The sequence below is a fragment of the Novipirellula rosea genome, from assembly GCF_039541335.1.
In the GTDB taxonomy this organism is placed as follows: Bacteria; Planctomycetota; Planctomycetia; order Pirellulales; family Pirellulaceae; genus Novipirellula; species Novipirellula rosea.
The window spans coordinates 144,201-156,394 of sequence record NZ_BAABGA010000054.1 but is presented as its reverse complement, the minus strand read 5'-3'; the positions used below and the strand labels follow the sequence as shown (position 1 = coordinate 156,394).

13 protein-coding genes are annotated in these 12,194 nt (G+C 53.7%); 6 read left to right on the top strand and 7 right to left on the bottom strand.

The annotated features are described in order from the left end of the window. Nucleotides 1-8: 8 nt before the first annotated feature. Nucleotides 9-1,508 (top strand): hypothetical protein, encoded by a 1,500-nt coding sequence (locus ABD971_RS21620; RefSeq protein WP_339937873.1) that lies wholly within the window; start codon nt 9-11, stop codon nt 1,506-1,508. A gap of 526 nt (nt 1,509-2,034) precedes the next feature. Here the strand turns inward: ABD971_RS21620 and ABD971_RS21615 are convergent. The 5 genes from ABD971_RS21615 to ABD971_RS21595 all read right to left on the bottom strand — a co-directional run bounded on the left by ABD971_RS21615 (nt 2,035) and on the right by ABD971_RS21595 (nt 7,031). Then, nucleotides 2,035-2,880 (bottom strand): polyphosphate kinase 2 family protein, encoded by an 846-nt coding sequence (locus tag ABD971_RS21615; protein WP_339937875.1) that lies wholly within the window; start codon nt 2,878-2,880, stop codon nt 2,035-2,037. A 53-nt stretch (nt 2,881-2,933) separates the two neighbouring features. Further along, on the bottom strand, nt 2,934-4,142 hold the full coding sequence (locus ABD971_RS21610) for a nucleoside monophosphate kinase (protein ID WP_339937877.1): 1,209 nt from the start codon (nt 4,140-4,142) through the stop codon (nt 2,934-2,936). A 103-nt stretch (nt 4,143-4,245) separates the two neighbouring features. Continuing rightward, entirely contained in the window at nt 4,246-4,818 is a 573-nt protein-coding gene (locus ABD971_RS21605) for a hypothetical protein (protein WP_345325478.1), read from the bottom strand. Between the two features lie 76 nt (nt 4,819-4,894). Then, nucleotides 4,895-5,497 carry a hypothetical protein gene (locus ABD971_RS21600; protein ID WP_345325476.1) on the bottom strand — a complete coding sequence of 201 codons (603 nt, stop codon included), beginning with the start codon at nt 5,495-5,497 and terminating at the stop codon, nt 4,895-4,897. Nucleotides 5,498-5,750: 253 nt separating this feature from the next. Continuing rightward, nucleotides 5,751-7,031, bottom strand: coding sequence for a redoxin domain-containing protein (locus ABD971_RS21595; protein ID WP_345325474.1), 1,281 nt, complete (start codon nt 7,029-7,031; stop codon nt 5,751-5,753). 472 nt (nt 7,032-7,503) lie between these two features. On the opposite strand from ABD971_RS21595, the gene ABD971_RS21590 reads away from it, so the two are divergent. From ABD971_RS21590 to ABD971_RS21580, 3 genes are read left to right on the top strand one after another with little or no spacing between them, the layout of a single operon-like run. Continuing rightward, nucleotides 7,504-7,914 carry an HU family DNA-binding protein gene (locus ABD971_RS21590; protein ID WP_372723257.1) on the top strand — a complete coding sequence of 137 codons (411 nt, stop codon included), beginning with the start codon at nt 7,504-7,506 and terminating at the stop codon, nt 7,912-7,914. Between the two features lie 51 nt (nt 7,915-7,965). Continuing rightward, entirely contained in the window at nt 7,966-8,184 is a 219-nt protein-coding gene (locus tag ABD971_RS21585) for a hypothetical protein (RefSeq protein WP_146596651.1), read from the top strand. 40 nt (nt 8,185-8,224) lie between these two features. Then, nucleotides 8,225-8,722, top strand: a complete 498-nt coding sequence (locus ABD971_RS21580) for a DUF4430 domain-containing protein (RefSeq protein ID WP_345325469.1) — start codon at nt 8,225-8,227, stop codon at nt 8,720-8,722. Nucleotides 8,723-8,817: 95 nt separating this feature from the next. Here ABD971_RS21580 and coaD read toward each other — a convergent pair whose 3' ends face one another. Continuing rightward, a complete protein-coding gene (gene coaD, locus ABD971_RS21575; RefSeq protein WP_339937892.1) occupies nt 8,818-9,315 on the bottom strand; it encodes a pantetheine-phosphate adenylyltransferase in 498 nt (165 codons plus the stop codon). 65 nt (nt 9,316-9,380) lie between these two features. After that, nucleotides 9,381-10,496 (bottom strand): aminotransferase class V-fold PLP-dependent enzyme, encoded by a 1,116-nt coding sequence (locus ABD971_RS21570; protein WP_339937894.1) that lies wholly within the window; start codon nt 10,494-10,496, stop codon nt 9,381-9,383. A gap of 299 nt (nt 10,497-10,795) precedes the next feature. Here ABD971_RS21570 and ABD971_RS21565 point away from each other — a divergent pair, with 299 nt between their 5' ends. Both ABD971_RS21565 and ABD971_RS21560 read left to right on the top strand, forming a co-directional pair. Continuing rightward, nucleotides 10,796-10,999 (top strand): hypothetical protein, encoded by a 204-nt coding sequence (locus ABD971_RS21565; protein WP_008709433.1) that lies wholly within the window; start codon nt 10,796-10,798, stop codon nt 10,997-10,999. Between the two features lie 284 nt (nt 11,000-11,283). After that, entirely contained in the window at nt 11,284-12,117 is an 834-nt protein-coding gene (locus ABD971_RS21560; protein WP_345325460.1) for a glycerophosphodiester phosphodiesterase, read from the top strand. Nucleotides 12,118-12,194 lie beyond the last annotated feature (77 nt).

Here is a 12,194-nt window from a genome sequence, read left to right as displayed (position 1 = left end):
ATCCCGCGATGAACATCCAAAGTTTTCTTGAACATCATGGCATCCTCCGCAACCCTTTTGCGGAGGAAGATGCTCAAACGGACCCTGTGTTTAAAGAGCACTGCATTAGCAACGCTTATCATCCGATTTGGGACAAGGTGTACGGTGACCCAAGCGACCCGTCGACCTCGATCATCTTTGGCCCCAAAGGATCGGGAAAGACGGCGATGCGGTTGCAGATTGACCGTCACTTAACGCGTTACAACCACGAGAATTCTGAGCGACGCGTTTACGTCATTCATTACGATGATTTCAACCCGTTTCTGGATCATTTCAGCGAACGGCTCAGTCGCCGCGTCAGCAAGAAGCCCGAAAAGGTGCTTGATGCTTGGCGATTATGGGACCATGTCGATGCGATTCTTTGTATCGGAGTCACCGATCTGGTGGACCGCATGCTGGGGATCAATTCGACCGGCAAGTCCGATGCAATCGATGACGCCTCGATCCGATCGCTGGATCGCACCTCGGCGCGTGATTTGTTGTTGTTGGCGGCATGTTATGACCAATCGACCGATTCGACATTCATGTCGCGTTGGAATTCGTTGCGGAAACATCTTCGCTATGGAAATTTGTCGTCCAAAACGACACTCTTTGGTGCGATTGCCTGGTCGATTGTGGCTGTCATTTTTGTCGGCTGGCTATTTCCGCCCACCACGCTTCCTGAGGGTGGACGCGACTTGACCGCACTGTGGTTACTGCCACTGCTGTTGGTGATCGGCTGGCTTCCGCACTGGATTCGTATTATCAAGTGCCAGTTTGCCGCACTCGGTATGCATCGACACATGCGAGTCGGCAAACGTGAAACCGGCTCGATGCGAAAAGTGCTGCAAAGCATCCCCAAGTCCGAATTGGCCAGCCAACCGTTACCCCGCTACGATCGCACGGACGATCGCTACGAATTGCTGCACAAGTTCCAGGGGATCCTACGAAAACTTGGCTATACCGGCATCATCGTGCTGATGGACCGCGTCGACGAACCGCACATGACAGGTGGAAAACCTGAATTGATGCAGCGTTTTGTTTGGCCGATGCTCGACAATAAACTGCTAAAGCATCCCGGAATGGGATTCAAAATGATGCTGCCTCAAGAATTGCATCGAGAAATTGAGCGTGAGACTCGTGAATTTCACGAGCGAGCGAGGCTGGACAAGCAGAATGTGATCCCCGCATTCCAGTGGACAGGTGAAGCCCTCTACGATCTTGCGCGGGCTCGCATGATGGCTTGTGCAGGCGACAATCAAACTCCCGAACCGAAAGATTTGTTCGAGGACGACGTCAGTTATCAGCGAATGCTCTCCGCATTCCAGTCGCTGCGAGTGCCCCGTCACCTGTTCCGATTCCTCTACCGGGTGCTGGTCGACCACTGCAACCACTACACCGATTCACAGCCCGAATTCAAAATCAAGGCTGAAACGTTCGAATCGGCACTCGCTGTCTACGGTCGCGACAACGATCCCACGTTCACCTAGATGACGCTGACCACGAAAATCGCCTCATCACCGCAGCGGAATGGGGCTAGGGCTTGGTCATTTGCATTGATTTTGGTAGGCTGTGCTTTGCGGCGACGCGTTTAAACTTAAAAATTAATTAAATCTGCGTTGGTAATGGCTTTCCATACCAACCCAATCTCATTGGAGAACGAACTAGGTGGGTACGAAACGAACGGGCAAAGGACGACGAAAAGTTGGACGTAAGAAACGCCGCATGCGAGCGAAAATTCGCCACCGCAAGAAATAATTCTCGCTGTTTTCATTAGGGTTGGCGTGAAATTTGGCAACGTTACTGCCTTGGTCACGTTACTGGCTTGGTCACGTTACTGCCACCGCCCCCCCCTCTCACCCAACCGACGGACACGCTCGTCCGTCGCTGTGGCTAGCAGAGTCCTCAGGGACTCTTTTTTTATGCCCGTAGCCCAAGGTTAGCTTGGCCCGCGGCCCGCAGTGCCGCAGTAGCGCACCGACGTTTCCGCAGCGCCCTACGCATCCGCGATGCCCTCTACTCGTCCGCGTCTAATTGAGCCTGCTCACGCTCGTACAGTCGACGGACTTCGTCCAGATCGACATCCACTTTTGGCAATTGGGGATCCATCTGCTCGAGCGTTTGGCAGACGATTGCCGACACCGCTGCGTTGCGGTACCACTTTTTATCCGCAGGGATTACAAACCAGGGTGCCGCCTTGGAGCTACATTTCTCGAAAACGGTTTCGTACGCCTCGCGATACCGGCCCCATTTCTGACGTGCCTCGTAGTCACTGAGATTCAGCTTCCAGTGCTTCTCGGGACGATCCAATCGCTCCTTAAAACGTTCTAATTGCTCGGCGGGGCTGATGTGCAAATAGAACTTCAGGATGCGGGTCCCATTTTCGGCAAGCAACAATTCGAACTGATTGATCATCTCATAACGCTTGCTCCAAACGCTTTTGGGCACCAAGTCCTCGACACGCACCACCAACACATCTTCGTAGTGCGAACGATTAAAAATGGAAACCTGGCCCGCCCCAGGGGTGCACTGATGAATCCGCCATAGAAAATCATGAGCTCGTTCAATTTCCGTGGGGACTTTAAACGGAAACGTGCGAACGCCTTGCGTGTTGAGGTGACCGAGAACCTTGCGAATCACGCCATCCTTGCCCGCGGCATCAGGGGCCTGCAGCACGATCAACAAAGACTGCTTGCCTTCGACATACAAACGGTACTGCAATTCACGCATCTTTTCGATGGTTTTGGCAGTGAACTCGTAAGCTTCTTGCTTGTCCTCGAAAGGCCCGTCAGGCTCGGTGTCGATCTTTTTCAGACGGACCGTCGATCCAGGTTCAACGATATGTTTCTTAACAAAATCCATGTTCAAAAACCTCGTTTCGATTTGCTGGAATACAGACGCGTTAACCGCAAACACTAGCCTCGACGGATCTCGGATCCTTTGAAACGGATAGCGATGCGAAACACTTTTTTCTGGCGACAGTGCACCTCACCGGTTTTCAAATCAAATCGCACTGGAATCTCATCCCGCTGCAAATCGACGCTGGCGTGAAAACCACGTTCTGAAAAGACGTCGATCAGCATTTTGAGCGCGATCGGGCTCTCGAGAATGGCATTTTCGGTATTGATGCTACAGTATCCCGAAATGGCATGCCGGATCACAATCGGCATCATTTTCGATTCAATCAACTCGATCACTTGATGGAACAATTCGGTTTGCTGCATCTCGTAGGCATCAAGACGCACGACCAAATCACGACGGGCGTGCATGATGATGTCGCTGGCCACCGGAATATGATTTAGCGCATGAAAGGTCCGCGGATCGAGCTCGAGCGAACTTTGGTATTCCAATTCACGCAAGATATTCTCTTGCACCACACTCAGCGGGGCTTGAGCGTTGATGAAGTGGAAATGGAAGATTTGCTTTAACGAAACCAACGCATCATACGTCTGCTCTTTGAACACCCGATAACGATTACGCGCGAGATCGACGTTGAAATCGGTAGGCCGCTCTTCCCACAGCGTTCCGATGCCGGTGCGTTTGACCTCTTCGTTATGCGAGATCACTTGGCGGCCGCGATGCAGTTGTCGCTCGATGCTTTCGGATTCCTCGACAAACAGCACCATGATATGAAACTGAGGCTGTTTGAAGTGAACCAAATGGGGCGTATCGGCGAACTCTCGCCGCAGTGCCTTCATTTCGTCATACAGCATCTTCAAACATTCGACTTGCACTTTGGTCCGCGGATAGCCGTCCAAAATCGCACCGGTTCGGTGCTCGGGTTTCAACAGCTCGCGAAACAAAATGCCAACGACCTCACGGTCACCGACCATGCCGCCTCGCGATTTGATCGCTTCGGCCTCGGGGCTGCTCAACAGCTGACTTACGACGATCGGCTCGGACGAGATGTCACGAACTTGGCGGATAAAGTCACTGTTGGTTCCCTTGCCCGCCCCGGGAGCACCGCCGAGCAGGATCAATTCACGTGGGAAATGCAGATTTTCGCGGCCATATTCGGCCTCCAACCGCTTCCATACCGAGTTAAAAATTAACTGGGCATCTTTGACTTCCAAGTCCGCGGGCTTGATCTTTGGGTCGAGTTTTTCGGGCAAGGAAGCGCTCACAGTTCGATTCAATTAAAAAAGTGCAGAGAGGACGATGGCCCTAGGATAACCAGTTTACCAAAACGGTCACGGCCCCACTGCGTTGAATCGTCTAGGGCAAGAATCAACGACGATAGATCGATTCGGCGTTGATTTGGATCATATTGATCGGTTCTTGGTACTCTGCGAGCCCTTTGACCACCACCGAATCACCTTTCTTAACCCCCAGCATCGCTTGCGCGTCCTGGGCGATCAATTCGCCCGATTCGTCCACAAAACGGACCACCACTTTGGGGGCGTTTTTCAATTTCCGCCTACAAAACGGACAATTGTTGGCATGATCGGGATCGCCAGCGGCATGTTCGGCATCCGGCAATTCCGACAACACAAACGTTGCCTTGCCAGGTTCAAACGGATCCAAATCCCCTGCATCAATTTTTCCTACCAGCACGACTTCGGTCGCCGCCAGCGAATTGCCAATCGCCGAATCTTCCGCCGACGTATCGTCTGCCGCGTCGTTCTCGGAACGTGCCGCTTCCTTGAACTCCGTCGGCGTGATGGCACCAGCGGGCTCACTGGAAACCAGAAACGGAGACGAGACCCGTTCGGTCTTGGAAACCGTTTCGTCACCGCAGCCGACCAGCGTCAGCAGCAGAAACACGGAGAGTGATACGTTTAATTTGGCGGTAAGTGTCATCGATCGAATCCAATCTTGAATCATCACGGAACATTTTTCGGCGTGTTATTGTTGGCCGTGTTATTTCTTGGTCGTGTTATTTCTTGGTCGCGTCCACCAAGTCGGCAAGAACTTTGATCGAAGCATCGACTGATTCAGTGACGTCACTGTATTCCTTTCCAGCCTTGCCCTGTTTGTCATGCACGCGTGCATCCACTTCGCCAAACGAATCAAACAATGACTCGATCGCGTTGGCGGCCTGTTTCTTCTGGTCGTCCGAGAGCGACGATTTTGCGACAAGCGTTTCGATGTGCTCGAGCAGATGGCCGACTTCGTGCAGCGGCCCGTCCGCTTCCTCGACATTCCCCGCCGCGAACCCATCGCGAATTTTGTCCCGCATCTCGCCGAGCAATTTCACGCTGTCGGCATAAGTATCGGGCATCTCCGCATGGTCCAGGTGGACCAACGCGTCAGCATCCAGCCCCGCCTTGTCGGCATCAATCACCTTAGCAGCGCCATGGTCGTGCCCGTGCTCGTCGTGCCCATGATCGTCGTCGTGATCATGGCCATGGTCGTCGTGTCCCTGCGGGTCGACGACCGCGGTTGGCGTTTCCTCGGATGCCGGCTTGCTGCATCCGGAGACGAAAGCGAGGTAACCGACGGCGACCACGGCAACGGTAAATTTGGCGAGGAGTCTCATGAGTGGGGCTTTGTTTTAGAAAGGGTTGTGAGTTGGGAGAGAGGGGGCAAGTGAGTTTGACGCGTTGGTCAAAATTCGCGTGTGGATCCCAGACGCGACGATCGCAATCGGGCGTTGGGATACAGCCTCGTTAATACGGTTCTCAGACGCGTTTAGTTCACTGGCCGCTGCAGCTCACGATGGCAGCAGACGGATGCTGCCATCGGGAATTTTTGCACAGGATTTACAATGATTCATCCTGGACTTCAGCCATCTATTCGCCTGATTTTTCAGACGTTTTTTCTGGCGTACTTTCGGTCGGCGAGTCGTCTTCGGCGACCGGTTCGGCAGTCAGCTCGTCAAGAAAACGTTGCAAACGCGGTTTGCGGCTTTCCTCAGCCAACTCAACCGCCTCGGTCTGCGTCGCGATCGCGGCAGCTTTATCGCCGAGTGCGAATTGCAAATGAGCGATCGTATCCATCACAAACGGTTTCGAGTCGCCGGCGTCCGCCAGAATCGATTGCGTTTTTTTCAAAGCAGCACGTACCGTATCTTCGTCGCTGATTTTCCCCGCGTTGGCGTAGCGAGCGACGGTCCACCCCAATCGATTGACCGCTTCCGCGTCAAGCGACTCATCCGCCAGCAAATGATGCACATAAGCGGTCAATTCGTCGGCTCGCGAATCATCACCCGCCAGCACTTGCATTTTGACCATCTGCATCTGCGAAACTCGCGAGGCAAGCTTGCCCTCGGCGATATATTCATCCAAGATTTTCAGTGCTTGGTCGGTCTTGTTGCTCCGCATCGCTTTGACGAATTCTTGGAAGATTCGATCCGCACGTTGGTCTTCTTTGAATTCCTCGGCAAACGCTTCGCGATCCCAGTCGTCGTTGACCACCTTGGCTAGCGGCTCGTCCATCGACATCGGGTGACCGATCCATTCGACAAGCCCACTTTTTCCGACCAGAAAGGCACAGGGAATCCCATTCTGGCTGGCCGCTTCCATGTACGTCTTGGAAGTCGATCGATCGGGATCGGTGGTCAAACAATAACTGCGGGTCAGATCATCAAAGGTTTGAGCCGAATTGTCGCTGGATTTGGCTCCAGGCACCTCGCGCTGGAGAAACTTTTCGATGGTCTCCAGCGGCTCGGTACTGACGCTGACGATTTGCACTCCACGATCGGCGTACTCTTTTTGCAGAGCGACAACATGTGGCATCGCTGCGATGCAGGGCCCACACCAAGTCGCCCAAAACTCGACCACGTAGACTTTGTTCTTTTCAAACTTGGTGACAGGATCGAAAGCCCCATTGCCATCGTGAATCCAGTGCTCGATATCCAAATCGGGTGCTTTGGAACCGATCGTCAACGGCTCGATCGCTTCCGTTTCGGCAACTTGTTCTTCATCAACGTTCTCTTCGCTATTTTTACCGTCCGCCGCCTTAGCCTCGGCGTTGCCAGCATTCTCATTTGCAGTCTGAGCGAACAGGACCGGCGAGTTTGCAAGCGAAAGGGCCAAGCAAATCACAAGGCTCAACAGAATGAATCGATTCATGAATATTTCGTATCGCTCGAGAAAGGGTGGAAAGGTGGAAGTGGCGACAATCGATGTCGGACCGAATTATAACGGGGCAGTGAGAGCCCAATGTCATCTAAATTTCGGCGTCCAAACCGGTGTTTTTTGTAGCAGTGCTGGCAACCGCCCTCTCGGTAGCCATCTGCCCCCCTTGAAGTCGTATTCGGACCGTTGTCGATTCACCGACTGTCCAATTCAGGGGTCAAAACGGTACGGAAGAACCATTTTGGTCCTTTTGTGCGGATTATGCCGTTTGGTTCAAGAATAGCGGTTCGCCAGGCCGATGATGCTTGTGAGACAAACTGTGAACTGAATCCTTTGCCGAGAATCACGCCCGAGTATCTTGACGGCGTGCTATTGAGGACTTAGACTCCAAAAGCGTTTAAGTTGAAACTAGCAAAGGGTTTAGAGCGATTCCCTGTAAAGGGATCGTGTTCTCAGGGAGTCACGTGTGACCAAGAAAGATATCGTGCGAACGATCTCGGAAGAGGTAGGACTGACTCAACAGCAGACGAAGGAAATTGTACAAAAGACCTTTGACGCCATCGTTGATTGCTTGGTACGAGAGCGAAGGATTGAGCTTCGAAACTTTGGAGTTTTTGAAGTCAAACCGCGAGCCGCTCGCAAAGCCCGCAATCCTCGTACTGGCCAGCAGGTCGAAGTTCCCAGCAAGCACGTCGTGACGTTCAAGCCGGGAAAGTACATGGAACTGAAAGTCCGCGACCTGGACGAGGAAGAAATACGAACGACCGAATCCGCTAAAACGGATGATCCCGCACGCAACGAAGTTCCTCTCAATCACACCGACCAAACCCCTGCCACCAAACCTGACGCCCCGACCGGCAGATGGGGCGAAGGCTAACTGAAAAACGCACACGAAATCTGACTTAGACCGTTCATGGAGGAACGTTCGATGCGACGAATCTTGCAACTCACCGTGCTGGCTGTAGTTTTGACCACCACGGTCGGCTGCTTTGTGCCGATCTACTCCGCTCGGCCAGAACGCCGCGTACAACAATTGCTGTACACCTCCGAAGACTTGCGTTCGCTCGTCGACGAATGGGAACGATTCTGGTTCCTCGATTCGCCCAGCCATATGACGCCTATCCGGACTCATGGCGGGATTATGTAATCCCTTTTGCTTGATTGCTCGCGCCGCTATCATCGCGTGCATGAGAAACATCAACAAATTCCAATCGAAATTCACGCCCCGCTGCAGCGTTTCACGGCCACCGATCGACATCATCACGATCGGTTTGTTGGCGGTGACGCTATTGATCGCGGGTTGCGGAACATCCACGCCCGATACCCCCGACGCAGCGCCGGGGGACACATCCGCAGTGACGGCGTCCGATACCGGTGATGGCGAAACCATCAAGGTCACGGTGGTGATCCAAGGCAAGGATTCCAAACAAGAATTCACCCGCACCGACATTCATGCCGGTTCGACCGTCGAAGACGTGATGCGCTCGATCGACGAGGTTCCCGTCACGATCACCGGATCAGGGGTCACTGCGTTTATTAGCGAAATCGATGGCGTTTCGACCACTTCGACAGAAGGCTGGAAGTACAAGATCGACGGCGAGCATGCCGAAAAAGGCATCGGCAGCACCAAGCTTGACGCTCCCGCAACGATCAGCTGGGTCTTCGGTTCCTACGAAGGCGAGTAGTGCGGGACGGAGGTTAGTAACCGACCGGCCCCCCCCAGGACACTTCTTTACCGCTTGCTCTTCGACGCGAGCGGTCGACAAGGTGCAAATGGCGGTCACGACCGCAGCTTGCTTCGCAACTCGGGAATGATTTTCAGCGGAACAAACTTGGCCAGCTGCTCGTCATCATCGCTCAACGAGGCGATTTGCTTGAGTAGCGAACTGCTGATATGAGCAAACCGCTCGTCCGCCATCAAAAACACGGTTTCGATGCCGGGATCTAACTGGTGATTCGCCATCATCATCGTAAACTCGCCCGCGGTATCGGTCAGCGGCCGGATTCCTCGCACCATAATGTTGGCATCAACGCTGCGAACAAAATCGACGGCCAACCCGCTGAAAACCTCGACACAGACGTTCGAGAAGTCATGCGTGACATTTTCCAGCAACGCGACCCGCTCTTGCGGGTCGAAAAGCGGCTTTTTGTCCGCATTGATCCCGATCCCGATGATCAGCTTGTCGAATAAACGCGATGCCCGCTCGATCACGTGCAAGTGCCCCAACGTGACCGGGTCAAACGATCCGGTGTAAACAGCGGTGTGAGGTTGTGGCATCGGTACCCGTTTCCGTGGTTTCAATTTTCTAGAGTTCAGCAGAGCGATTCAAGCAGAGAGCATCTTCAGCAAAACGAACGCACCACCGCGACCAAACGCTGCAGATCTTCTTCGTTATTGTAGGCGTGAATACTGGCGCGAACCCCGCTGCCACGGCAACTCAGCACGACATCCTGCTCGAGTCCGCGACTGCGAATCGCTGCGGGCTCGGCGCCGGCAATCGAAAAATTGACGATCCCACTACGGTTCTCTGGAGCCGCGGCAAGCGAGGTTTGGGCGCCCAAATCGCGAAGCAAACCGTCCAGCCGGGTTGCCAGGCTGACGACCCGATCGCCGATCGCTTGATCGCCGTGACATTGCCGCACCGCCAAAAACATTTCCAAACTTGCCGATAAGCCCCCGAGACCGACCATATTGGCCGAACCCGCTTCGAAACGAGCTGCCTCGTCACGCAATTCAAGCTTGGGCTCATTGTAATTGTACGAGTTCTTGACGCTGCCCCAGCCGACATTGCCGACTCGAATTTTCGACAAATGTTCGCCGCGAATCATGGCAATTCCGGCTCCCTCGGGCCCCAGCAACCATTTGTGTCCGTCGGCAGCGAGAAAATCGACAGGCACTCGTTCCAGATCCAATGGAAACATCCCCAGCCCCTGGATCGCATCAAGAAAAACCAGAATGCCGCGTTGATGGGCCTGAGCCACCAAGTCGGCGATATCCAAGCGAAATCCGCTGGCGTAACCCACCCAACTGACCGCAATCATCCGCGTCGATTGATCGGCCGCTTCAATCAGGTCGCCGATTCGGACCTCTCCCTCATGTCGCGGGACAATCCGCACATCCACACCCCGTGACTGCTGGTTCATCCAGGGAAACAGATTACTTGGAAATTCGCCATCCGGGATCACCACACTGTCGCCCGCTTGCCATGGCCAGCCTTCGGCGACGATGTTGATTCCGGTCGACGTATTGGGAACCAAGCAAATTTCGCGAGCGGCACAATTCAGTAACTGGGCCGCATCTCGCCTCAATTTTTCGTTCTTCGCAGCCCAAGTGGGCCAGACCGTATCGCCCAAACGCGAGGCCTGGTCCAAGAAATTTGACATCGCGTCAAAGGCACCTTGGCTGAGCGGACCGACCGCAGCGTGGTCAAAATAGGCGAATTTTTCGGTAATTGGCATCTGGCTCCGCCACCAAGCCCAGGGGTCGGTCTGGATGGCATCGAGCCACGCCGAAGGGAGGGAGCTGTCACAATCGGACCCCACACCCGAATTTCTTCCCTGACTTCTTGTGTTTTTTGTCGCCATTGTCCCTCTCCTCGAATTAACCTGCAAAGATCATTTTTGATTTCAGAATCGTCAATTTAGCTAGCAGGCCCAGGTCTGGGGAACATGGCCAAGAGCAACTATACTCTGTGTCATTCCCAGAAGCCCCCGTTTATCCCATCACACTGCTCCATGCTCCATACACGAGGTTATTGATGCCAAAGGCGCTCTGTTTGATCAGCCTTGTGGCATCGATCCTGATTCTAGTTCTGTTTCTAGCAGATGCCGTGATGGGGCTAATAGGAATGCATGAAGTCGCTCCCATGCGATCTGCTAGCCTGTTGATGGACATCACTTTCGTCGTCGTCGGTGGCGTCATGGTCTACCTGAGCTGGACGACCTATCGCGAACAGCGGTAGCAAAGCTCAACCGCGATTGCGAAGCGCAACCACGATTGCGATAGCTCGCCAACAACACGGCGATCGATTTTGATTGCAGCCCATACGGCATGAGGCGTCCGAGCGGATTGGAGCCAACAGCTGCATCGATGCTCGATGACCGCCTGCAATCCAATCCCACAAATGTCTGCAGAACCTTCACAACTTGCGGAACCTTCACAAAACGTTCACGGCAATTCGCTAAGATAGCGATGTTCAATGACGTCCTCTCCCCGCCTCTCCTACCCGCTCAAAGTCCAATTGCTATGCGATCACGCTTGCTACCTCTGTTTGTTTTGGTTGTTGTCGTTTCCGTGCCTCATTTGGCGTTCTCTCAGATGATTGTCGCCCACCGCGGTGCGTCGCATGATGCGCCTGAAAATACCTTGTCCGCGTTTCGGCTGGCTTGGGATCAAAACGCCGATGGTGTCGAGGGTGACTTTTACCTGACGGCCGATTCCAAAATCGTTTGCATTCACGACAAGGACACCAAACGAACGGCGGGTAAAAAACTGGTAGTCGAAGGATCGACACTTGCCGAACTTCGCAAACTCGATGCGGGCAAATGGAAAGCTGCGAAATGGGCCAACGAGCCCATCCCGACCTTTGCCGAAGTCCTCAAGACAGTGCCCGAGAACCGCACCTTTGTGATCGAACTTAAAAGCGACGAGAAAATTGTTCCCTTCCTGAAAGCGGAACTCGAGCGATTGGATCACTCGAAAATCAAACTGCTGATCATCTGCTTTAACGACAAGGTGATCGCCGACTGCAAGCGTCTGCTTCCCAACGTGAAATCACATTGGTTGACCAGTTTTAAACAGAACAAGACCACGGGCCAGTGGACTCCCACGGCGGACCAGATCGCAAAGACGGTGAAACAATCGGGTGCCAACGGCGTGGGGATGCAAGGCAACACCCAAGTCATTGACGCGGTATTCGTTGACACGATGAAGCAAGGTGGTTGTGACGAGTTCCACGTCTGGACCGTCGATTCGCCCACCGACGCCAACTACTTTTCCAAACTGGGTGCGTTTGGCATCACTACCAATCGCCCGGCATTCATCCGCGAAGCACTGGAAACCAAGACGGCAGCGAACTAGACGAACCGCGAAGACGCGGACGGCGACAAAATGGTTGGTTCATTTCGCGACGGGTTTGATTCGCGACGTTTTCGTCT

Bases quoted from the DNA above. Each gene is read 5' to 3' on its own strand.
- ABD971_RS21615 (WP_339937875.1), bottom strand. From the start codon at position 2,880: ATGGATTTTGTTAAGAAACATATCGTTGAACCTGGATCGACGGTCCGT.
- ABD971_RS21620 (WP_339937873.1), top strand. From the start codon at position 9: ATGAACATCCAAAGTTTTCTTGAACATCATGGCATCCTCCGCAACCCT.
- ABD971_RS21560 (WP_345325460.1), top strand. From the start codon at position 11,284: ATGCGATCACGCTTGCTACCTCTGTTTGTTTTGGTTGTTGTCGTTTCC.
- ABD971_RS21595 (WP_345325474.1), bottom strand. From the start codon at position 7,031: ATGAATCGATTCATTCTGTTGAGCCTTGTGATTTGCTTGGCCCTTTCG.
- ABD971_RS21570 (WP_339937894.1), bottom strand. From the start codon at position 10,496: ATGCCAATTACCGAAAAATTCGCCTATTTTGACCACGCTGCGGTCGGT.
- ABD971_RS21565 (WP_008709433.1), top strand. From the start codon at position 10,796: ATGCCAAAGGCGCTCTGTTTGATCAGCCTTGTGGCATCGATCCTGATT.
- ABD971_RS21600 (WP_345325476.1), bottom strand. From the start codon at position 5,497: ATGAGACTCCTCGCCAAATTTACCGTTGCCGTGGTCGCCGTCGGTTAC.
- ABD971_RS21580 (WP_345325469.1), top strand. From the start codon at position 8,225: ATGAGAAACATCAACAAATTCCAATCGAAATTCACGCCCCGCTGCAGC.
- ABD971_RS21605 (WP_345325478.1), bottom strand. From the start codon at position 4,818: ATGACACTTACCGCCAAATTAAACGTATCACTCTCCGTGTTTCTGCTG.
- coaD (WP_339937892.1), bottom strand. From the start codon at position 9,315: ATGCCACAACCTCACACCGCTGTTTACACCGGATCGTTTGACCCGGTC.
- ABD971_RS21585 (WP_146596651.1), top strand. From the start codon at position 7,966: ATGCGACGAATCTTGCAACTCACCGTGCTGGCTGTAGTTTTGACCACC.